29 protein-coding genes and 1 tRNA gene are annotated in these 20,717 nt (G+C 50.4%); 8 read left to right on the top strand and 22 right to left on the bottom strand.

The annotated features are described in order from the left end of the window. Position 1: 1 nt before the first annotated feature. Entirely contained in the window at positions 2–1,078 is a 1,077-nt protein-coding gene (locus EV12_RS01830; RefSeq protein WP_036911256.1) for an Mrp/NBP35 family ATP-binding protein, read from the bottom strand. Between the two features lie 131 nt (positions 1,079–1,209). On the opposite strand from EV12_RS01830, the gene hemF reads away from it, so the two are divergent. After that, positions 1,210–2,283: an oxygen-dependent coproporphyrinogen oxidase gene (hemF, locus tag EV12_RS01825; RefSeq protein ID WP_036911254.1), complete on the top strand. Its 1,074-nt coding sequence runs from the start codon at positions 1,210–1,212 to the stop codon at positions 2,281–2,283. On the opposite strand, the gene EV12_RS01820 is transcribed toward hemF, so the two are convergent. Both EV12_RS01820 and EV12_RS01815 read right to left on the bottom strand, forming a co-directional pair. Beyond that, positions 2,210–3,025: a hypothetical protein gene (locus EV12_RS01820; protein ID WP_036911293.1), complete on the bottom strand. Its 816-nt coding sequence runs from the start codon at positions 3,023–3,025 to the stop codon at positions 2,210–2,212. The genes hemF and EV12_RS01820 overlap by 74 nt on opposite strands. 36 nt (positions 3,026–3,061) lie before the next feature. Further along, positions 3,062–3,616 carry a cofactor assembly of complex C subunit B gene (locus EV12_RS01815; protein ID WP_036911252.1) on the bottom strand — a complete coding sequence of 185 codons (555 nt, stop codon included), beginning with the start codon at positions 3,614–3,616 and terminating at the stop codon, positions 3,062–3,064. 300 nt (positions 3,617–3,916) lie between these two features. Here EV12_RS01815 and EV12_RS13385 point away from each other — a divergent pair, with 300 nt between their 5' ends. Both EV12_RS13385 and EV12_RS01800 read left to right on the top strand, forming a co-directional pair. After that, positions 3,917–4,138 (top strand): hypothetical protein, encoded by a 222-nt coding sequence (locus tag EV12_RS13385; RefSeq protein ID WP_036911249.1) that lies wholly within the window; start codon positions 3,917–3,919, stop codon positions 4,136–4,138. Continuing rightward, positions 4,138–4,782, top strand: a complete 645-nt coding sequence (locus EV12_RS01800; RefSeq protein ID WP_036911247.1) for a ribonuclease D — start codon at positions 4,138–4,140, stop codon at positions 4,780–4,782. Before EV12_RS13385 ends, EV12_RS01800 begins: the two co-directional genes overlap by 1 nt. 15 nt (positions 4,783–4,797) lie before the next feature. Here the strand turns inward: EV12_RS01800 and EV12_RS01795 are convergent, their stop codons facing one another. Both EV12_RS01795 and EV12_RS01790 read right to left on the bottom strand, forming a co-directional pair. Then, positions 4,798–5,067, bottom strand: coding sequence for a hypothetical protein (locus EV12_RS01795; protein WP_036911245.1), 270 nt, complete (start codon positions 5,065–5,067; stop codon positions 4,798–4,800). 40 nt (positions 5,068–5,107) lie between these two features. Then, positions 5,108–6,409 (bottom strand): lipid-A-disaccharide synthase-related protein, encoded by a 1,302-nt coding sequence (locus tag EV12_RS01790; protein ID WP_241466521.1) that lies wholly within the window; start codon positions 6,407–6,409, stop codon positions 5,108–5,110. On the opposite strand from EV12_RS01790, the gene EV12_RS01785 reads away from it, so the two are divergent. After that, positions 6,410–6,480: transfer RNA gene (locus tag EV12_RS01785), tRNA-Cys, on the top strand. A gap of 156 nt (positions 6,481–6,636) precedes the next feature. Here the strand turns inward: EV12_RS01785 and EV12_RS13025 are convergent. From EV12_RS13025 to EV12_RS13905, 12 genes are all read right to left on the bottom strand, one after another. Next, positions 6,637–6,867 carry a hypothetical protein gene (locus EV12_RS13025; protein WP_072014254.1) on the bottom strand — a complete coding sequence of 77 codons (231 nt, stop codon included), beginning with the start codon at positions 6,865–6,867 and terminating at the stop codon, positions 6,637–6,639. Positions 6,868–7,077: 210 nt separating this feature from the next. Then, on the bottom strand, positions 7,078–7,260 hold the full coding sequence (locus tag EV12_RS01775; protein WP_036911241.1) for a hypothetical protein: 183 nt from the start codon (positions 7,258–7,260) through the stop codon (positions 7,078–7,080). Continuing rightward, positions 7,254–7,838, bottom strand: coding sequence for a recombinase family protein (locus EV12_RS01770; protein WP_036911289.1), 585 nt, complete (start codon positions 7,836–7,838; stop codon positions 7,254–7,256). Before EV12_RS01770 ends, EV12_RS01775 begins: the two co-directional genes overlap by 7 nt. A 214-nt stretch (positions 7,839–8,052) precedes the next feature. Then, positions 8,053–8,910, bottom strand: coding sequence for an OB-fold protein (locus EV12_RS01765; protein WP_193742111.1), 858 nt, complete (start codon positions 8,908–8,910; stop codon positions 8,053–8,055). An 86-nt stretch (positions 8,911–8,996) separates the two neighbouring features. Then, on the bottom strand, positions 8,997–9,353 hold the full coding sequence (locus EV12_RS01760) for a hypothetical protein (protein ID WP_036911237.1): 357 nt from the start codon (positions 9,351–9,353) through the stop codon (positions 8,997–8,999). Positions 9,354–9,507: 154 nt separating this feature from the next. Next, entirely contained in the window at positions 9,508–9,819 is a 312-nt protein-coding gene (locus tag EV12_RS01755; protein ID WP_036911235.1) for a hypothetical protein, read from the bottom strand. 798 nt (positions 9,820–10,617) lie between these two features. Beyond that, the gene (locus EV12_RS01750; RefSeq protein WP_036911233.1) at positions 10,618–11,058 is read right to left on the bottom strand and encodes a hypothetical protein; all 441 of its coding nucleotides are present in this window, start codon (positions 11,056–11,058) and stop codon (positions 10,618–10,620) included. Beyond that, positions 11,058–11,372: a hypothetical protein gene (locus tag EV12_RS01745; protein WP_036911231.1), complete on the bottom strand. Its 315-nt coding sequence runs from the start codon at positions 11,370–11,372 to the stop codon at positions 11,058–11,060. The genes EV12_RS01750 and EV12_RS01745 overlap by 1 nt, the downstream gene beginning before the upstream one ends. Before the next feature lie 315 nt (positions 11,373–11,687). Next, positions 11,688–13,070: a hypothetical protein gene (locus EV12_RS01740; RefSeq protein ID WP_241466522.1), complete on the bottom strand. Its 1,383-nt coding sequence runs from the start codon at positions 13,068–13,070 to the stop codon at positions 11,688–11,690. A gap of 281 nt (positions 13,071–13,351) precedes the next feature. Beyond that, positions 13,352–13,618, bottom strand: coding sequence for a hypothetical protein (locus tag EV12_RS01735; protein ID WP_036911229.1), 267 nt, complete (start codon positions 13,616–13,618; stop codon positions 13,352–13,354). Positions 13,619–14,431: 813 nt separating this feature from the next. Continuing rightward, a complete protein-coding gene (locus EV12_RS14885) occupies positions 14,432–14,749 on the bottom strand; it encodes a recombinase family protein (protein ID WP_342626204.1) in 318 nt (105 codons plus the stop codon). Positions 14,750–14,980: 231 nt separating this feature from the next. Next, positions 14,981–15,490: a hypothetical protein gene (locus EV12_RS13905; RefSeq protein ID WP_036911227.1), complete on the bottom strand. Its 510-nt coding sequence runs from the start codon at positions 15,488–15,490 to the stop codon at positions 14,981–14,983. A gap of 181 nt (positions 15,491–15,671) precedes the next feature. Here EV12_RS13905 and EV12_RS13900 point away from each other — a divergent pair, with 181 nt between their 5' ends. From EV12_RS13900 to EV12_RS01710, 4 genes are all read left to right on the top strand, one after another. Continuing rightward, the gene (locus tag EV12_RS13900) at positions 15,672–15,833 is read left to right on the top strand and encodes a hypothetical protein (protein WP_193742109.1); all 162 of its coding nucleotides are present in this window, start codon (positions 15,672–15,674) and stop codon (positions 15,831–15,833) included. Beyond that, the gene (locus tag EV12_RS01720) at positions 15,834–16,100 is read left to right on the top strand and encodes a hypothetical protein (RefSeq protein WP_036911225.1); all 267 of its coding nucleotides are present in this window, start codon (positions 15,834–15,836) and stop codon (positions 16,098–16,100) included. It abuts the gene before it with no gap. 286 nt (positions 16,101–16,386) lie between these two features. Beyond that, complete coding sequence (locus EV12_RS01715; RefSeq protein ID WP_036911223.1) at positions 16,387–16,659, top strand: hypothetical protein; 273 nt, start codon at positions 16,387–16,389, stop codon at positions 16,657–16,659. Positions 16,660–16,857: 198 nt separating this feature from the next. Next, positions 16,858–17,475, top strand: coding sequence for a tetratricopeptide repeat protein (locus EV12_RS01710; protein WP_052039500.1), 618 nt, complete (start codon positions 16,858–16,860; stop codon positions 17,473–17,475). A gap of 47 nt (positions 17,476–17,522) precedes the next feature. On the opposite strand, the gene EV12_RS13895 is transcribed toward EV12_RS01710, so the two are convergent. From EV12_RS13895 to purM, 5 genes are all read right to left on the bottom strand, one after another. Continuing rightward, on the bottom strand, positions 17,523–17,786 hold the full coding sequence (locus EV12_RS13895) for a hypothetical protein (RefSeq protein ID WP_152562340.1): 264 nt from the start codon (positions 17,784–17,786) through the stop codon (positions 17,523–17,525). 169 nt (positions 17,787–17,955) lie between these two features. After that, positions 17,956–18,450, bottom strand: coding sequence for a hypothetical protein (locus EV12_RS01700; protein WP_036911219.1), 495 nt, complete (start codon positions 18,448–18,450; stop codon positions 17,956–17,958). Between the two features lie 4 nt (positions 18,451–18,454). Next, positions 18,455–18,631, bottom strand: coding sequence for a hypothetical protein (locus EV12_RS13015; protein WP_193742107.1), 177 nt, complete (start codon positions 18,629–18,631; stop codon positions 18,455–18,457). Between the two features lie 183 nt (positions 18,632–18,814). Further along, positions 18,815–19,450 (bottom strand): hypothetical protein, encoded by a 636-nt coding sequence (locus tag EV12_RS01695; protein WP_036911217.1) that lies wholly within the window; start codon positions 19,448–19,450, stop codon positions 18,815–18,817. A 170-nt stretch (positions 19,451–19,620) separates the two neighbouring features. After that, positions 19,621–20,658 carry a phosphoribosylformylglycinamidine cyclo-ligase gene (gene purM, locus EV12_RS01690; RefSeq protein ID WP_036911215.1) on the bottom strand — a complete coding sequence of 346 codons (1,038 nt, stop codon included), beginning with the start codon at positions 20,656–20,658 and terminating at the stop codon, positions 19,621–19,623. Positions 20,659–20,717 lie beyond the last annotated feature (59 nt).

Here is a 20,717-nt window from a genome sequence, read left to right as displayed (position 1 = left end):
GTCAGCTGGCCTGGGAGGCGCAATCCAGAACTTGTTTGGCTAATTGCTTGAAGGCTTTGGCACTCACTGATTCGGGTCGGCTAAGAACGATGGGGCTACCTTCATTACCCCCCTCTTGCACAGGCATTTCCATAGGGATCTGTGCCAGCAGAGGGACATTATTTTCCATCGCCAGCTGCTCTCCCCCTCCAGAGCCGAATAGGGCGTAACGACGCTCTGGTTGATCGGGGGGGACGAAGGCGGTCATGTTTTCGACCACACCAAGCACGTTGACGCCCATTTGCTTGAACATTGCCAGCCCTCGGCGAGCATCCTGCAGTGAAACTTTCTGGGGGGTGGTGACAATCACCACCCCCGCAATGGGAACTGCCTGCGCTAGTGACAACTGTGCATCGCCAGTGCCTGGAGGTAGATCGACCACCAAAACATCCCGCTCCCCCCACAAAGCTTGATAGAGGAACTGGCGGATAATCCCGTTGAGCATTGGGCCGCGCCAGATCACTGGTTGGTTCTCCTCGATAAGCAGACCCATCGACACCATGGCTATCCCATGACTTTCGATCGGAATGATGCATTGCTCAGCACCGTTGCCGCTGACCTCAGGCGTGCGATCAGCGACTCCAAGCATGGTTGGAGTATTTGGTCCATAGATATCGGCATCGAGCAGTCCCACGCTTAGGCCCTCCTGGGCTAGTGCGCAGGCCAGATTGACGGCCACGGTGCTTTTGCCAACACCTCCCTTACCACTGCTTACGGCGACAATCTGCCGAACCCCTTGGATGGCCTGGGGCTCGGCAGATTGTCCATGGCCCGCCTGGCCTATAGGTCCCTGGCTGGCAGCTTCTCCAAGCTCAATTTGTACCTCACTGATTCCGTTGAGTTCTAGGAGCACTTGTCGAGCTTCTTGTGCCAATCGATCCCTTTGGCTTTGGGCAAATCCAGGCAAGGTGAGGCGGATGACGGCGCGAGGAGGAATGACACGGACCTGGTCAATCCATCCCATTTCAAGAGCCGAGCGGCCGCTGCCTGAATCCTTGACTTGATCAAGCGCAGTGTGTGCCTGCTCGGCCGTGGCCATGCCTTTCCTTCAGGTGAGAGGATCCTATGTGTGGACTCTCGTGACAGTTCTCAAGGGCGATATCTGTAAAAGACACAAAGACAGATTTGTCCTGTCGCAAAATACAACGCAATTCTATTACTGTTGTCTGCATGGTTCCTACTTTGATTGGCAAGGTTATGGGTGCTTCTGAGAATGTTGGCCAAGCTCCTCCTCCTCACTCGCGCGAACGTGCACGTGAGTTGGTACTCGGATTGCAAGATGAGATCTGTAATGAACTGGAGCGTCTTGATGGTGGCCAATCTTTTAGGACTGACAGTTGGGAGCGGCCTGAAGGTGGTGGTGGGCGATCCAAGGTGATGCGTGAGGGCAGAGTTTTTGAACAGGGCGGCGTTAATTTCTCTGAGGTGCATGGCGAGGAGTTGCCTCCATCGATCCTGAATCAGCGGCCTGAGGCAAAGGGGCATCCCTGGTTCGCTACCGGCACTTCGATGGTGCTACACCCGCGCAATCCCTATGTGCCTACGATCCACCTTAATTACCGCTATTTCGAGGCGGGGCCGGTGTGGTGGTTTGGCGGTGGCGCTGACCTCACGCCGTTTTATCCCTACCTGGAAGATGCCCGCCATTTCCATCGCGTTCACAAGCAGGCTTGCGATACGGTTGGACCGGAGCTCCACAAGGTCTTTAAACCTTGGTGTGACGAATATTTTTATCTGAAGCACCGTGGTGAGACCCGTGGTGTGGGTGGAATTTTTTACGACTACCAGGATGGATCTGGAGTGCTTTACAAAGGTCAAAACCCTGAGGGTCCGGCTGCACAGGTCTCACGGGAGTTAGGGCCTCATCCGAAGAGCTGGGATCAGTTATTTGACCTGGCCAAGGCTTGTGGGAAGGCTTTCTTGCCGGCTTATGTGCCGATTGTGGAGAAACGTCAGGAGCAGACCTATGGCGATCGAGAGCGTCAATTCCAGTTATATCGCCGTGGGCGATATGCGGAGTTCAATCTGGTCTGGGATCGGGGCACGATTTTCGGATTGCAAACCAATGGCCGAACTGAGTCGATCTTGATGTCTTTGCCACCACTGGCTCGTTGGGAGTATGGATATGTCGCACCAGCTGATTCAAGGGAGGCTTTGCTCACTGATTTGTTTACTCGACCTCAGAATTGGTTTGAGGATTCGACGTTGGATGAGCGTTGTCGACCTCATCAGGCGGTGGATTAGAAGACGTCTTTCCACGTACTCCCAGCATCAAAGCATCGGTGACTTTAAGGGCGATGGCTTGAATGGTTGCTTCTCTGGTTTTGGGGTTGCGGAGATTGGCCTCCAGAATCCCTTCCAGCATTCCGATCTCAAGGATGCTGATGCCGCGTCGTGGTCCACCAAGGCCTCCCCGGAAGAGTCTGGGAAAGCGGCCGAAGCTCTGAGCAAGACTTTCATCCACTCGGTTGAGGTTGCGATTTAGGGCCGGGATCAGTCCAGATCCATATCCATGCGGGCTGTATGCATCGAAGTGAATCTCAAGGATGTAGTCGCCTTGCCTGGAAAGGCGGCGAGCTACTGACCAGTTGGTACGTGGATCACTCGCTTTAGCAATTGAGAGTGCTCCTGGGTCGTAGCCGATGATATTGAGTCCTTTTTGCTTGCTGAGGGCAACGACTGCATCGCGTACCTTCCGGTTCCAAAAGAGTTCGTCACGCATGTGGGGACTCATCGGTGTTGCGCCTCTTCGATCAACTGCAGCACCAGAGGTGCCAGATCCATGCATGTCTTGGGAGTCGGCATGTCCTGCCATGACCACAATCTTTAACCAGGAAGACACAGGTTGGCGACCTACCCAATTGCCCCTTAAGCGCGTGCGGGGACCGATGTTTAGTTCTGCAATCGCTGGCGAAGGCGATGCTTCTAATGCAGTGGCCGGGCCAAGCAAGCTGATCCCAAAGCTGAAAGCTGTGCTCAGAAGCAATAGGCTTCTGCCTCTCCAGATGAGATTTGAAATCACTCAGATTGGAGAGGAAAGAAGAGAGCCGTCGCTAGCCAGCTCAAGGCGCTGGGAGAGTTCTAATTCCATGGCAATCAATTCGTCGCGATGGGCCCTCAGCCGCAGGGTGCTGCCTTCGTCGTCGTTGGCGCTGATTAAGCGAAGTTCAACGGCTTCAATGCGGTTAGCACGTTTGCTATAGATCAATCCTGCGAGTGGGCCCAGACCAATAAGCAGAAGCGGCCACCAGTCCAGTACGGGATACAGCTGGCGGACAACCAGTCCAAGGCAGCCTGAACCAACTGCAGCGTATAGGGATAACAGGACTGCCAGCGATTGGCTGGAGGCAACGCTTCCACTGAAGCGAAGTAGTTGTCTATCAGCATCGCCACTATCTTGCTTCCAGCCTCGTTCCTCCAGCCAGTGGATCATTCCATTGAGGACCTCTAGTGGGGGCCGCGGTGAGTGAACATCTACAACCGTGGTTCGGTCTTTACTTGCTGCCCGCAGAAAGAACACCAGGCCGATGGCCAGTAGCACTGTGAGTAGCAGGGTCGAGGAGAAGACCGCCGGCATCGCGTTAGTGCATGGGTGCTGATGAACCCACCTGTTCTAGGTCTTTACGATGCCATGGCAGGGCTCTATCAGTTGCTTTGCATCAGCTTGTGCTGTAAGAAGCATTCGATTTGGTCGGATCACGTTTTCGACAGCGTTGGTTGGTGTTGCTATATGAGCCTTAGCTCTCTAGAAAATTCTGGGCTTTTTGCAGCATGCGTTTCGCAAGCCGATGGCGTGGCTGCTTCAGTGCTAGTTGATGCAAGATTCTTGCTTGATATTTGACTGCGTTGAGCAAGTAGATCAGCCACCTGTAGACGGTTGCTCCCAGATCTAGAAACTGTGGCGGTGGTTGAAAAAATCCTGCTTGATATCGGCCAGACAGTTCAGCGAGGGCATGCGTCGGATGCTCAAGGCGAGCGAGTGATCATGCCCGATTCAACCCAGTCTCGACACCGTTTTCAAATCAGCAAAATGAGCGAGCCGGCGTTGTTGCCCTTCAGAGTGGTGAGGATCTGTCCTGGCCCTGCGCCATTTGCTTAATGGCCGACTTTTCTCAAGCTCCTGCAAGCTTTGTCGTTTTCGATGGGGATCTCGACGCCGATTGGGCGAATCGATATCTCAGAGCATCTGCCATCGCGGTAGACACTGAGGCCATGGGACTTATTCATGGCCGTGACCGCCTCTGTCTCGTGCAGATTTGTGACCCTGCCGACAATGTGGCATGCGTGCGGATCGGTTTGGGTCAGACCTCTGCCCCTCGCTTGCAGAAGCTAATGGAGGCCACTTCTGTTGAAAAGGTGTTCCACTTTGCTCGCTTTGATGTGGCTGCACTTGCTAGCGGGTTGGGCATTTCCGTTTTGCCCATTTTCTGCACAAAGGTTGCCAGTCGACTTGCACGAACCTATAGCCCTCGCCATGGGTTGAAGGAGGTGGTGATGGAGTTGGTTGGAGTTGAACTGGATAAGCAGGCCCAGAGCAGTGATTGGGGAAGGGTTGAGGAACTCAGCGATGTTCAGTTGGCCTATGCAGCCAACGATGCTCGATATCTGCTTCCGGCTAGGCACCGTCTAGAAATGATGTTGCGACGAGAGGGGCGCTGGGAGATGGCTCAGCGTTGTTTCAGCTGCATTCCTGTCATCGCGGAACTGGATCGTTTGCGATTCACCCAGATCTTTGAACATTGAAGAGTGTCGTGGGCTTTAGTCCTCGACCATGAAGTTTTCTTCACTGGCCACAGCTTCCAGAAGTCGGTCGAGTTGGGAACCTGAGGAGTTTTCTCCTTCTGTTGGGCGTGAGCGAGCCTCCTCAAGTAGACGTTCGGCAATGGCCTTGCGGCCTTCAAGATCCCTAACCTCCTCTCGACTTGCTGTCAGTTCAACCTTTCTTCGGGCCGAGGCAAGGCTAATGCTGAGGCAGCTAGCCAGTTCGGCGCAGATTTTCACTAAGGCATGGTCCTGCATGGCCGCCATGGCAGTGGTGCTGCAAGCGTTCAGTATCCGCTATGGCGGGTCAAACAGAGCGTTGTCTAGGTGCTCTCGTATGCCCTAACAAAAGCTGTGAGATCAGTGCTGCGAGTGCATCACTCCCGCCAGCTGTTCCCATTCGTCTGTTGCCAATCCTGCCTAACCGCTGTCGAAGGGAGTCGTCTTTTAACAGTCTCTGCATCCTTTCTGCCAGTTCTTCTTTGCTTTGACAGGGCAGTACGGCTCCTCCCAAGAGGCGACTTTGGCGCATGGCGAATTGTTGTTTGAATTGTGGTCCTGGTCCAGGCATGGATAAGGCCGGAATCCCTAGACCTATAAGTTGCTCTGTGGCGGTTCCAGCGGTGACAAGGCCCACTTCGCTCCAGGCCGCCCAGCGGCTGAATTGACCAGGCCCGAGCAGTACGAGCTTTGTACCTTTGACCCAGCAGGCCTTGGCTCCCAGGGTGTCGATGGGGGGGATGGATGGTAGATAGCCATCGGTTCTTAGAATGGCTTCGATCTGGTTGAAGCTGGGTTGGGAGCCAAGGGCTACAAGTACTGCTAGCGGTAAATCGCTTTCGAGCTGGCCTAGGCCTTCAAGGAGTCGCTTGAAATTCGTGCCTGCTTCGGGCATTCGACTTCCACAGAGCAATAACAGTCGCCGGTATCGGTTGAGGGCGGTAGGAATTGATTCGACCTTGAATCCATCCATCATTGGGTTTCCAGGCGCTTTTGCGGCTACCCCGTGGCGTCGTAGTCCTCTGGCGGTGAGCTGATCACGAACGGCAACCACTCGGCATCGAGAAGATCGCATTAGGGCCCATTCCCAGGGATCCCATTCACTGCCTTTGAGGCGGTGGTAGTGGTCGCTAAAGGCCCGGCCTGGTCCACTTCTCCAGGTGTAATCACTTTTTGGTGTGCCGATGAAGCCATAGGTCCCACCACTGCTCCATGCCATGAGCAGGGGAAGCAGGTCTCCTACTGCCAGAATGGCTTTGCCACCTTTGGCTGAGCGACGCACACATCGCCACTGTCGCCAGCTGAGCAGAGTGAGTCCGGCGGCAAGATCAGCAATCAAGCCCCGCAAGCTTTGATTGCTGAAGCCACCACTTGGCAAGGGCGCTGAAGGGCCCAGGCGCTTAAGCCATCCAGCGGCTAAGGCATGCTCAAAAGCTTGTCCTACCCCTACGAGGGGAAGCACTTCAATGGTCAGATTCGGACATTTGTGATGTAATGCCTCCAAGACCCGTAGGGCAATCAGATCCTCGCCATGCCCGTTGCAAATTACGAGCAGAGAGCTAGCAGAGTGGCTGATACGATCCGCTGCAGGGAATTGAGTCTCCCTCACGGCGGCATGGCCAAGTGGTAAGGCAGAGGATTGCAAATCCTTTATCCCCAGTTCGAATCTGGGTGCCGCCTTTGAGAAAATCCCTGAGAGTGCTGATTGTGACTGCATTCTCGGGGATTTCTTCTTGAACGACACGGAAGGTGAGCGGAAGGTGAATCAGCAGTTCTGATTCGCCGCAAAGAAGTCTCCCAGATTCACCTTCCGAGTGACGTAGAGGGGGTGTGCTCCTAGGGGGTCACAAGGTCGACGAGGTTGCCGTTGCCATCAACGATGCGAAACCGCTTGCCCGTTGCCTTCGCTCTCGCCGTGGCAGTCCTGTAGGCATCACCCTCGTTGTGCTTCTCACCCCACCTCCTCCAGGAACCGAACTGGTCTTGGTATTGCAGAACGAACTTCATCTGAGCGATTGCTGGAGTGGCAAGGGACAAGAGCAGTAGGGGGAGCAGCAGGAACCTCATAAGTCGCAAGTCAACTAGGGCGCTTTTAAGGATCCACCTGAGTCAATAATGCTCCGTCTTCGCTCAGGACTCATGTTCTTCGTCCGATCACCCTGGCGATCCTCTTTGCTGATGCAGAGGCGATCTCTAATGACGCTTCTGTCGTATGTAGGTGCCATTCCATAAAAGGGTTCAGTTCTTCGACTCGGAACTACCCTCTTCCCCTTCCCATTAGTCGCCCTCCTTAACTTTCTCCACCACGGCATCCTTCACCCTGTCCTGAAAAGTCTTGCCGTCTTGCTCAGGGGCAATCGCATTCGCAGTTGATCTCAGCAGGTCTGCGGTGATCTGCCTTGCCTCTGGGTTGGTGAAGAGAAAGAACCCAAGTCCAACGCCAACAAGGATTTTCAGCACGACACCGCCTCCTGTTCAGCAATGATCCGACGGATCGTTGAGAGCGCCAGTCCTGTCTGCTCTCGAATGGAGCGATAGGAGCACCCCTCCTCCCTTAGGCGCAGCACCAGGCGCTCCTTTGCTTCGTTGGTCTTTGGGCGACCGCCCAAGTTCCCGCCTATTGATCTGCGGTGCTGGATGCTCTCCAGGGTTCGCTCTTGGATCAGTGAGCGTTCCACTTCCGCCAAACCAGAAAGCAGACCAATAAGGACAGGGGCGAACTTGCCTAGTCCTTTGGTGTTGACCAATCCATCAAGCGTTCGGACATGGATCCCTTGCTCCTGCAGTTGATGCAGACGGGAAACCACTTCCACCTGAGTTCTGCCTAGGCGATCCAACTTCGCCACCACCAATTCATCGCCTTCCACGACGGCATTCAGTGCCGCCTGCAGTTGAGGTCGGTCTTTCTCTTTGACCCTCGTGCTGATGGTCTCCTCAAAGACGACCGCGCAACCTGCTTCTTTCAACGCTGCAACCTGAGCGTCTGTTTTCTGTGATGCCGTGGAACAGCGGGCATATCCAACGCTGCGGGCGGTCATTGTTCCAAAAAGGGTGTTAGTGAAACCATAGCAACCGAACATTGTTATTGGAACACCCTGATCCCAGTGCCTGCTCATTTCCCAGGTGTTATCGCAACCGTTCGGTTGTTGGAACATCGAAAACCGAAAGCATTTCCTTGAGTTGGTCCACTCGAAGATCTACAAAGAGAGCAGGACTATTAAATAAAAACTCTTAACTGCTAACTGCACCAATCTATTGAGCGCCGAGATTGTGCACGAATACTGTTTCTGCATTTGAAGACCCAAAGGACATTTTTGCAGGTCCCATAGACGAAGGACTCAAACTAAAATCACCTTTATTATCTGCGTAAACCACCACTCTCCCATAAGGGTTGAAGTACACCCTTAAAGAGTTTCTCGAGTTTTCCCAAGAACCCATATATCTTTTAAATTCGCCGTCTTCTTTTATTGCCACTTCAATACCATTTTCGTCTTGTCTATACCTAGGATCTGCAAACTTGCTGTTCCAGACAATCATATAATTCTTTTTGTCAGCAGACTTGGACACTCCGCCATCGCAATCCTCCAAAATTTTCGATTTTCCGCAAGCGTCGTCGACAGTAAATTCACTCAAAGAATTTCTTAGTTTTACCATTTTCTCCATGCTCAATTTTTGATTCCTTTCGTATTCCGCAGCATCAAACCTTTGAAATGACCCCACTCCATCCAAGTTGTATGTGCATCCTGCAAAACTTAGACCCATTGTTTCTGACTTTAGTTTTCCTACAACCGACACAAATTCACCTTTATTTAGACTTACAATTGCGACATCATCACGCTTGTGACGACAATCAAACCCTTCTAAAGTGTACTCACTAGAGGAAGGATCTCGAATCGAAACTATTGCGCTATTATCTCCAAAGGGAGAGTCATCGATCGAATTAACAATCCCATCGAATGCTATAATTCTACCCATGTAAGCATTCTCTGCTCGAACAGAATTTTGCTCAAACTCTTCAGACAATCCAGCAATAGTTTTAACCATTTCTGCATCGTCAATTGAGTATTCTTTTTTGTCTTTGTCATTTGACGCAGAGGAGGAACCACTCATCGTCGATACACCAGATCTAATCTGGGTATACCCGAACCAAATAAGACCGAGCGAAAAAGCGGTCGAGACAAGTCTCCCAAGAGTTCTTAACATGATGCACTTGAACTGTGGTTTGATTCTATTATACACTTAGGGCGATTTCGTGCGAAGAATGATGCAAACCATGCATCTTTTGCATTAAATTCAAAGCGACCGACTTCTCCCATTGCAAATACTATAAAAATAAGTGCAGGAAAATCATTAACGCTGTTCCCGAGAATCGCCATCTCCTGGAATTGCTCATAGAAGTCCTTCAAAGCAGATGCTGGATCTTCCTGATTGTCATGCTTGAAGATGAGTTCCCTCATATGCGACAGCGTTTTTCCATTCCTGTCGCTGTCATCAAGCACGATTTCAAAGATTACTTTGAATTTACCGACTTGAAAATGATTTGTATCATCCAATCATTCTAAAATCACTTAAATCTTCGTTTCTTTTCTTGCTGATAGAACTGGTCTACTGCTTCATTGACAAGGGACTCCATAGAACCATATCTAGAGTTCTTTTGAATCATCTCTCTGAGGTATCGTTCGTTGAGTCGGTTAATCTTGATATTCATCATCGTTGTCCAATAGTTTCGTCGTAAATGATGTAGAGACGCTGTGTGACCTCAAGCGGGGTCATCTCTGTATTAGTCCTGAGCAAGTCTCTTAAGCGGTCCAGGAACTGCTCTGTATAGGTGTCCTTTGCTTTCCAGTTGAGGTCTGCTGGATTGCTGTATTCCTTGCCTTCAAGTCCAGACCAGAGTTCCTCAGAACCGCCAGTTCTGCTCTGGAGTTTGCTGATTTTCTTCCTTCGCTTTTCTTGCTTAGTCTTAGACGCCTTTGCTTCTGCTGCAAAGGTTGAAAACGAAATCGGGTGTCTCTTCATCGGTCACCTCATAGGTTGTATTGATATCAGGATTGACTGGGGATGCATTTCTACTTATCGGTTCAAGCAAGAACAAAGCATCAAGTGACCTCAAGGTCTCTTGCTCATCCTGCGAAAACAAAATCATATTGATTTCATTAATACGCTGATAGATATATCGCCTAACAGTTGAGTGACCAGGAGACCCTTTTAATGGTTCTAACTGGTCTTCGTACCATTTACGAATGCTCACGAGCGTATTGATATTCATTTCACATTTGATGGGTAAAGTGTTTGCCGTGATACTCCTTAAGCGCCTGTTTATAGACAGCGGATTTAGTCATCTTTGTCTTACGCACCAAGTCCTGCTCTAAAGCACGAAAATAAGGAACCTCTCTAGAGTTAAACGAAACATTTGAAGAGGGAGTCTTTGTTTGGTTCATAATCCTTTCTAGTGGAAATACATACAACAAAAAAGAGGTTCTGGATGAAACAATCTACTGATAGACAACACACTAAGGGGACAAGGTAAATCCCTTTATTTCAACAATAATATCCATTTGATGAACTTCTGGTCAAAATAAGAACAGAAGGTATCCAGAAAACTTCTTATGCGGATGGAACGCGGAAGTCAAACCTCTTGCAACTATTTAGTCTCTGAGGTTTCAAGTCCTCTTCAAGAATGGACTTGAAGATGAATCATCATATTCTTCACCTCTATGTATAAGAGTTATCTGCCAGAAAAGACCATTGATAAACGATTGTTATCAAACAAGGATAAATGATTTTGTTAGAGGCAAAGAAAAAGACAGAGACTCTTCAGTCCCTGTCTTCGTTGTTGCTCTTAATGGTTCTCGGATTACCCCTGTAAAGATGCCTGGGCATATGCCTGGACCTCCAGAGGTTGTCCGAGACGCTCTGACCCCTTGGCAACTTGGTCACCTTCTGACCGCTACTGCTGCTCTCAGAGGGTTCAGAGACCGTCTCTGAGGGTGCTGCAGGCGACAGAAGCAAGTCGGGCGCTTGCTCCTTCACGAAGTCCAGTAGTGATTTGTGTTCGCCACAGTTGTGGCACTTGAAGCGAAACCTTCCTGGTCGTCCCTGGTCTGGATGGATGTATCCCTTGTGCTTATGAGCACGCGTATCGGTGCTGTGCTGGCAGTAGGGACACCTGAACCGATAGGCAGTATTTTCCTGGGTCTTTCTCCATCCAGGGAAGCGTCCATAAAGGCGCTGCAGTAGTTGCTCTGGTGACTGCATCAGCAGTTGAATGCTTCAACGAAAGATTTTTCGTCTTCGTTCTCTTCACGAATGAAAAAGCACATTTTGCCAAAATCTTCGTGGTACTCCATATTCCAGGAAGTGGGACATTCGGACAACCATTCCTGAATAGTTTTTTGGGACTGCTTCTTGACTCCAAATAGGTCCATTACCTGTTCGGTGAAGTTGTCTGCCACATCTTCGGAGTATTCCTCATTTAGATACTCCCAGATAACCTCTTCCCAATCACTTGGAATAACATCAGAATCTCTCATCCAAGCGGAGAGTTCAGAATAGAGTTCTTGTGCGTTCATTTGATTTCCTGGAAAAGCAGTATGGGTACGTTGTTCTCGCAGTCTTCTGCGTAGGGTTTATAGTCAGTTTATTGACTTCGCCAGGGCGGCAAGCGCGGTGGCGTGTATTTGATTTATATACCGCAGAGGAAGGTGTTCGCCCTTCGTTTCGATAGACATATTATACGGCGTTTATTGGGTGAATCTGCCTGGTGTGGGACAGTTTATTTGGACCCTATATCTGTGCGTAAATAAGTGGCAGGTATTGAGTGGTGGAAAGGGTTCTCGGCGTTCGTTTTGACGCTTTTCAAACCCCTCTTATAGAGGGGAAAACTGTCACACGCCCTTCTGCTTCTCTGCTCTCTTTTGAAGGGACCATTCGCTTGATTTTGTTTGTGCTCTGACCTTCTTGGCGGTGCTCTCTTGGTCGATGTATTTCAGATACGTTCTCTCCAGCATCGCTGCTGAGGTCATTCCATTTTCTGCAAAGGAATGGATGAGTGGAGGTCGTCCTAGTGCAGGAACTTCCTCAAGCATCAGTCGGAATGCTGTGTGACGGATGTTGGTTGCTGTCATCCCCTTCGACGGGATTGGCGGGTCACAGGCATCCATCGCTGTGCGTAGGAGGTCGTTGAAGTTGTCGAGAACAGAACTCTCTGCTGGATTTCCTTTGGGTCTGACGATGTGAGGGAAGACCAAATAACCGCTCGGTTTCCTCTGTGCCAAGCGTCTCCAGTTCGAGGGAGCATCGACCCGATAAGAGCGAGTTTCGTGCTTGTGGCGATTGCCTTTGGTCTCCTCCAGTAGGCAGATGATTTCGTCATCGCCTGTGTCGCTGAACCATTCCGCCCGCAGGCGTGGGAGGTCCTCTGCTCGTAGATGGAAGAACCAGAGCAGGTGCAACGCGTCGTAGAGGTCCACCCAGTTCCGTTGGGACTGTCTCTTCGCCTTGGAGAACTGAAGTGCCTCGTATTGCTTGGCGCTTAGTTGCTTCCTTGCAGCACCTCCAGAGAGTTCCACCACCTTTTTGACCAGGCGCTCCCAGTCGGACTTCTTCAAATGCACCACCTGCTCTGTCTGACGGGTGATGGTCGGAAACTCGGGAATGCTTAGGCGGGGGTGGTCGCTTCTTGCTTCCCGCAGCAGTTTCCGAATCAGGGTCTTCTGTGCTGCTTTGGTGCCGCCCATATCGTTTTTGGCGGTTCTGCGTGCATCCAGCACTCGCCAGTAGTCCTCAAAGTCGAGGGCGGTGATGTCTTCAACAGATTTGAGCGCCCAGGGTTGGTGCTTAATCCCATATGCCTCGCCCTCCCACTTCAGGCGCTCATCACGCTTCCACCTGGTGAAGTTGCGCTTCGTCTCTCTGGTTCTGCACTCGTTGGCGAACCAACTGTCCCAATAGACGCCGAGGTTGTTTCCTCTCTCCGCCTTCTGCGCCTCTTGAGCGCGCTGCTGCTTGCCAACCCACTCAACTGCCCGTTTCCCTGCTTCAAGCGGGTCAGAGGTCCCCATAGATGCCGTTAGCGGCACTCTTTTGTTGGTCTTGCCGCTCCTTCCCTGATTCGGACGTGTATCCGCCTCGGCGTCGGGCAACCAGGACGCGTAGAGGTTTTCGCTCCTCGCGACCCTCTTGATTTTCAGGTTGTTGGGGAACGAACCCTTGATGCCCAAGTCCGAGACGCTCAGGTTCGACCAGTTATCGGGAAGAGAGCGGGGCACCTTGAAGTCACCTTCTGCAGACCTCTGAACGTGAAGGTCTGGGAGTGTTCTTTTTAGCGCGACTGGAAGGTGAGTGGAAGGTGAATCGGCGCTTTTCCTACCTATAATCCCAGTTATATCCGCATTTTTAGAAACTTATCCCCAGTTCGAATCTGGGTGCCGCCTTCGACAATGTCCTCCAAGCAAGTTGCAGTAACTGGCGTGTTCTCGTCTTAGTTCTCTGCAAAAGCGGAAGGGGAGTTGGGCTACTTCTCATCCAACGTTGTAACCATTCCATTAACTTAACGAATGAGATTAGCCTTGAAGAAACCGGAGCCAAGTCCAAACCATTTTTTCTTGTCTCGTAGGAAAGTAATCGCGAGTTCAAAGTCCATCAATCCTTCATCCTCAATCACTTCTTTGGAGAGTCTTCCTTCGCTCTGCTTGGCGTAGTTCTCATAAATTTCCTCCTTGCGGGACCCAAGAAAATTAACTATTTCTTGAAGAACATGATCTCGCCATTCCTCTTTCCTCTCTTCGCTTAAAACTTGCTCATCAGCGTCTTTCATATGAGGGCAATAAACCAACTTTGCTTAAACTAACATCGCTGATGCTCTTATTTATTCAATGGGTAGGAAATAAGAGCAAATATGAAAATGGTTTAAGTAGAATTCCCATTCCAACAGCGTAGGGGGAGGGTGGTTTTTGCTCTGCCGCCTTTTTTAAAGCTTGCTCATCTCGAATTATAGAGGCCATTGAATAGTTTTGATCTCTTAATTAGAAATGAGCTCTATTTTTATTCTTGCTCAACATATAAGGGGTTGGGGATTTTTATGTGTGTGGGGTTCTTTGTTGGTTCCTCCTTTGGATCCAACCAGTTTGCCGCCATCCTTAGACCATTGGCTGTTGTGTTTCTTGATTGAGGCGAAGACCAGAGAAGGGCAAGGATGACGCCAAGTAAGACTGTTTTCATTAATGGACGATTAACCTCTCAATGATCAGGGCGACAAATGCTCCTCTTAGGAAGGAAATCCAGAGCAACCCATAGTCAGAAACCCCAAGCTTCTTCTTTTCACGTTCAATAGATCTCTTGTGTGCTTCGATCAGGTTCATGCTGCTAATGCTTCCTTTTTCATGATGATCCTGCGGATTGATGAGAGTGCAAGACCTGTTTGTTTTCTGATGGAACGAAAAGAGCACCCTTCATCCCTCAACCTAAGCACCAAACTCTCCTTTGCAGCAGTTGTCTTGGGTCGTCCTCCAACTTTCCCTCCTGTTTTCAAGCGGTGCTGAATCTGCTCAAGTGTTTTGTCACGGGTCAGCGAATGCTCTACTTCAGCAAGACCAGAAAGAAGTCCAAGAAGGGCTTGCGCAAACTTGCCTCATGCTCTTGTGTTGATCAGACCATCCAGTGCTTTGATATGGATGCCTTGCTTTTGAAGGTCGTGGAGCCTTGCAATCACCTCCACTTGGTTTCGTTCTAGTCGGTTCAACTTCACGACCACCAATTCATCACCTTCATCGATTGCTGCCAAAGCAATTTGCAGTTGTGGTCTGCCAACTTCTTTCACCCTAGTGCTTATGGTCTCGTGAAAGGCAAGACAGCACTCTGCTTGATTGAATGCCTCAGCTTGAGGCTCGGCGCTCTGACGTGAAGTGCTGGCAGGGGGGCTTTGCCTAAGCGCTTGAATGTCAATCAAATGGGTCGGCTTTACTTGCTGATGCTTTGATTCCGACAGCTCAGGATTGATTTAGGAGTTCTAGATGCAGATACTCAGAAAATGAGGCCTGAAATAGGGCATCCGATGCGGTGCCCTATTTCAGGCTTGACCCTAAGGCTCTTTATGGGGGGGAGAACCTGTTGTGTTGTGGTGCAAGGGTCAGCATTCAAAGCGGGTTGAGCTCTCTTGTCACGAATGAGGTGGCCATGATCATTGAGGCAAAGGTGCTTGCCAAGTGGATTGCCGTTTCTTCTTTAGTGGGCCTGCTTGCTCTTGGGGTGTGTCAGAAACATAAAAGTTGCTCCTGAGCTTGATGCTGCAGCTGAGGTGGAAGGTTGGGAGTATTTCGACTGCGGAGCACTTGAATGTCCACGCTCTGGTGACGTTTGCATGACCTGTAACCACTTCCGTTATGCCTGTGCCAAGCAGTGCATCACCCTGTTGATTTGCCCTGTCCATCAAAAACTCATCAATCAAGGGGAGCATCTCAACATGCGATGCAAGCAGTGGATTAAGCGATGAGAGTTGGAGGTGGGATGGGCGCAGGAGCTTGCCTAGGTTTTGATACTTCTCGGAAAAGACCAGTTTTTTAGCTGCAAAGCAAATGAAAAGTTCAATCCTGGCTGATTCCGTGATCGTTCTCATTTTTGCTTGCCTTAGCTTTCTTTGAGTGGCAGTCCAAATCCTCTCCATTTGCAGAAAGGCGTCAGCTTGGTCCATTCACAGTCTTGATGCAGTCCTAATTGCCCTGCTTGAGATCTCTACTTCTCTGCTTAAGCCATTGACGATGCGATTAAGGCGTTAGTAGTACTGGCGTCCTTAAGGGAAGGCTCTGCAGAGCGGGTCACAAGTAATCCAAAGAGGTGGGGTTATAGGATATTGATTCCTTCAGCGTCATCCAGTGGCAGAGAAAAAAGCAGTGGCAGAAAAAAAAGGACAGGAGTTAGCGACTGTCTCCGTTTATTTGAATACAGGCATAGTTGCAGGTATTTTCGCGGTTGGATTCCTCGTTTCAGCGGTTCTGTTTGCTGCTATCACCTTGATTGCAAGGGCGGTTGTATAAGTGACACGAGCGACAATTAAAGAGAGAGTCATAGAGGTGGTCGATTTTGTGACGACCGAATCACCCTATCGATCAGCAACACAGGTATGGATCAATGACTATGTGTCTTTTCAGTTGGGCTCATCCTCAGATCAATCTTTAAAGGAAGGAGATGAGTTGCTAAACATGTCTATTTATTGGAATACAGGAATAGGGGCAATTATCTTTGGGATTGGCTTTGTAGTTACAACACTCTTGCTTGCAGGTGTGTCTTTGATTGCATGGTGATCTGAAGGGGGTATAGCTCAATCCATGATCTTTGTTTATTCCTGCAAAGCATGAGGCCCTTCCCCTGGGTCTTCGTTTGGATTGGTGAGCTGCCCACTGCCACCTGGATCAGTCAGGACAAAGCACTCCAATTTCATCAAGGCAAATTCATGGCTGTTAAGGAGTGAGTGAAGTGCTGCTAGGAATATTGATCTGGTCTTGCTCTACTATCCTGGCGGTCTTTTGGAAGACCTAAAGCTGCTTTGAGCTCGAAGAGCCTAGTGTTTGCTTAATCATCACTGATTCAATGGCAAAGGACAACGGTAACGGAAAGGGCAAGAAGACCAAGAAATCCAAGAAATGCGCGAGCTCCTCCGGTAGTAGGCGGATCCTTTGGTATGCATTTGGGGCTGGAGGTTTAGCCGCCAGGTGGATAGCAGCATTTGCTCTTTTGGCAATTGCGATCAAGTTGTATCCGCTTAAGCAGGAAGCAAAGTTTTTTAATGCCTGTATTGAAGAGACAAGGAACAGCGGTAAGAGCGTCTCTGCAGCAGTTCGTTTCTGCAATGGAGGCACCTGAGGGAGGGGCCGCTTTGTTTGTTGAAGCTTGGATTTCGCCTTGCTTGAAATTGCTTGTCAGTCTGAGGTCGTAGATACCCAAGAATTCGTCTTGGGTTTAAGGACGTCGGTTGAGGGTGTTCTTTTTAACCTTGATGCCGAAAAACTGCTTCCCTCTTGGGAGGGGGGCACCTTTTGTCTAGGCTGAGTGAATAGGAGAATGACCTCGATGCCACGCCGTACTGCTGCCATTGCTGTAGGTGTTGCCACAGCTGCTGTCACTGCTGTTGGCTTGTCGTTCTTGCGGGTAGGAAAACCCTTGGTGATTGTTTCTGCGGCTGTTGTGGGAGTTGCCGGGGTGGCGGTCTCAGCAAGAAGCGAGGGGGAAGAGAATGATGCAAATGCTTATATTAAAAGCGGCAATGCTAAATATGAGATTGGTGACTATCAAGGATCAATTGAAGATTTTAGCAAGGCATTAATCATTAATCCTCAATATGCCCTTGCATATTATAATCGTGGTAATGCCAAGGATGAACTAGAGGATTACAAAGGTGCTATTGATGATTACAGCAAGGCTCTGGAAATTGACGCCAGGCATGCTGTTGCATACAATAATCGCGGCGTTGCAAACAGGAAATCAGGTGATAATCGAGCGGCAATTGCTGATTATAATAAGGCGCTAGAGATTGATTCTCAACTTGCGGTTGCTTACCTAAATCGTGGAATCTCAAAAGAGAATGATGGCAACCTAACAGGTGCTTGTGCTGATTGGAGAGAGGCCTCCGCATTGGGTGATGAAATCGCTGCTAAGTGGGTGAAAGAGTCATGCCGCTAAATTAGGTTCTTGCTGTCTACGCAATGCAATTTGGGAGCAAGGTTGGTTCACTTTTGGCTGATCAAGCTTGAAATTTTCCAAGTCTTCACTTTGTCAAACTGCATGGATGCTCTTTTGCGCTCTCTCTTGTAAAATGAAGTTGTTAATTCTGGATTAGGGCATATTGAATTAACCCGTTCTATATGCCTTGCGCCATTCTGCTCGCTGAGTTTCTGCTGCTTCTGCTGAGCTCTCTTAAGCGGCTTTCTTTGCTGCTTAGAAAGGATCATTGCTGTTTTCTGACTGTTAACGGGGCAAACCTTTCCCTTCACTACAGCTACAACGAGCCGGATTTGGCCTTGGCTCTTCTTGTGGTGCTTGCAATCATGGACAGAAGGGGTAGTCAGTTCTTGTGGTGCGCTGGATAGACAATCTTGTAGGTAGGTTCGCTAGCCAGTCATATGGCTCCTCGCCTTGAAGCTGCCCGCTCTTGCTGGTCTCTCAAAGTTGGGCTTCTCCGGTCAAGATCTCTCCACTCATGGCCCGTGCCTTGCAGCGGAGTTTTTTCAAAGAGAGCTCACAAACACCGTTTACGGGCCAGGCTTGTGGCAGTCCTTCTGCAACCCCTCGCCCATCAAACTTGCTTTCTGCCACGCTGCTCACCGTGGCTGTCCATCTTTTCCCCTTCAGGGTGCAGCTGCCTGATATACAGCGTAATGGGATGGTCTGATCCGGCGCGTTGGCTACAAAGGTGAGATGACGGCTGGATCCGTGCACTACGCCTCGGCCGATGAAGCGTACCCCGGTAACTGTCGCGGTCTTGCGATCCATCTGAACAACATGGCAAGTCTGCAGAGAGCCGCTCCCCAATCTGTATTTACATTTGCTGGTAATCGTTTCAAAGCGACCGATAGCTTGGAGTGGATCGGCGATCGAACTTGTTCCAGCAACCATGGACAGGCTGATCAGTAAGAGGGAAAAAATCGGAGTGCGCATCTAGTTAATAGTCGCTATCAGCGACACACATTCCCAGACAACGTATGCCATTGATTGCGGTTCGCCGACAGTGGTTGCAAAGGACATCCTCATCCTCTGGTGTGTCAACCGCTTTTGCCTCCTTTCCCCTTAGAGGTTTCCTGGAGTGAAATGGATCGGATGATTTGCCGGTTCTCGTCATGGTCGCGAGGATGGCGATTTGATTCGATTTTGTGATCATGTCCCTTCAGAAGGGAGCGCTGGGGGAACAGGAGTGGGCCCAAGCATCTCAACCTTTACGTTGCAAGTTCTAGAGTCTTTCGATTAGCTCACTTGGCAGTATTTAGCTAAGTGACGGCAATCCATTTGGAGTGATTAATCCCTGTCAGGCGCTGGTTGAGCTGGGAAGATTTGGATCAGGTGTCACCACGACCGGAAGACTGGTTGCAGTAGAGCGGATGGGGACCACCTTGACGGGTGCCTCTGGAGCAATGTCGGAATCCAGTCCCTCCAGTTCGCAGGCTGCCAATGCTTCTTGAAGCAGTGAATCAAAAGTTGCTCCAGGCAAGCGGTGGCGTGAGATCTCGAGGAAAGTGCGAGGCAGAGATTCAGCGGCCGCCTTTCGTAGGGCTGGATTGCTGAGGCGATGTTCTTGCTCACCTTGGATGGCTCGGATGAAGCGACGAGTCACATCTCGTTTGGTGGATGCCTTGATGAAGGTGTCGCTATCACCGAAACCGTTGTGTGTTTCGCGTTCGAGATCGCTGATGCGACGCTCCAGGCTTTCAAGAACTTCCTCAGCTTCTTTGCAGATGTGTACCAGTTGCCCGTCAGAGAGATTGGGTAGGTCTGCCACATAAACCTTGCCGTGGTCCCTCAGGGCTAAAAAGGTTGGCCTCGGACCCTGACCCTGGCGGTGGGGGGCGTTGCGATCGTCGTAATCGTTGATCTGACGTCGTGGAGGCACAGGGCCTGCTGAGCTACGTCGACGCGTTATGCGCTGGGGGCTATCAAAGGGCATTGGATTTAAGTGAGATCTGACGACGCTGTTGCCGAAATATTCTCTCGGCTTGCATAGGTAAATATTACTTGAATGCGTGTCTGAAGATCGGCTCGAGAATATGGTCGTACAAGTCCGATGTAATTAGTTAGAGAGATCTTTCGATTCAAGAGCCCTTGCGATGCAATGCTTTAGGCGGGTAGCCCTCGTAATCTCTCCCCGGTTGAGGGAGAGGCAGTTTCGATTTGACCAATAGGCCAAGCTTGAAGAGCTTGTTCGTTGCAAACCTGCAGGGCAGCATTTACTGCTTCTTCTGCGACCACTAGGCAGAAACCCACTCCAAGATTGAATGTGTGCCAGAGGTCATGCTCTGGAATCTGGCCAGCATCTTGGAGCCATTGGAAAAGTTCTGGTCTGGTCCAGCTGCTTGGATCTATGACGGTAACAAGGCCTTTTGGACAACATCGGGGAAGATTCTCTGGTAGGCCTCCACCGGTGATATGTGCCATGCCGTGGAGTGGAACTTTTGCTGCTAGGAGATTTTTTACCAGTTGGCCGTAAAGGGTGGTAGGGGTTAGCAGGCTTTCGATTAGAGGTTTGTTGTCGGATCCGAAGCGAGTGTTCTTATTGGCCTCAGTAAGGGCGAGCACTTTGCGCACCAGACTGAAGCCGTTGCTATGAACGCCACTGCTGGCCACACCGATAATCTGATCTCCAGGCTTGATCTTGCGACCGTCAATCATCTCGTCTTCTTCCACCACTGCTACGCAAAAGCCGGCTAAGTCGTAGCAACCTGGGTTGTAAAACCCAGGCATCTCGGCTGTTTCTCCTCCTAGTAGGGCGCAGCCGCTGCGGCGACATCCCTCTGAGATTCCCTCCACAACTTGTGCCATGGCCTCTGGACTGAGGGTTCCGGTGGCGATGTAATCGAGGAAAAAGAGGGGTTCAGCGGCACTGGTGATGACGTCGTTGACACACATTCCAACCAGGTCCAGCCCTACTCCGTAGTGAGCTTGATGTTGCTGAGCTAGTTCGAGCTTGGTGCCGACCCCATCAGTTCCTGCGACAAGCAGAGGCTTGTTTAGCCCTGCTGGGAGGCGTATTAAGCCTCCAAACCCTCCCAGGCCACCGATTACCTCTGGGCGGTGGGTGGCTTCGACGCTAGATCTGATCCGCTCGATGAATGCCCTACCGGCTTGGACGTCAACGCCCGCGGTCTTGTAGTCCATGGTTTCGACTGGCCCTCTCTAGATCCTCCTCTGTCGCCTTCCATTTAGCCAATGCCACG

It is taken from the genome of Prochlorococcus sp. MIT 0701, from assembly GCF_000760295.1.
Taxonomy (GTDB): Bacteria; Cyanobacteriota; Cyanobacteriia; order PCC-6307; family Cyanobiaceae; genus Prochlorococcus.
Note: the sequence above shows the minus strand (reverse complement) of the source record. Positions and strands in the feature narration are given on the sequence as shown.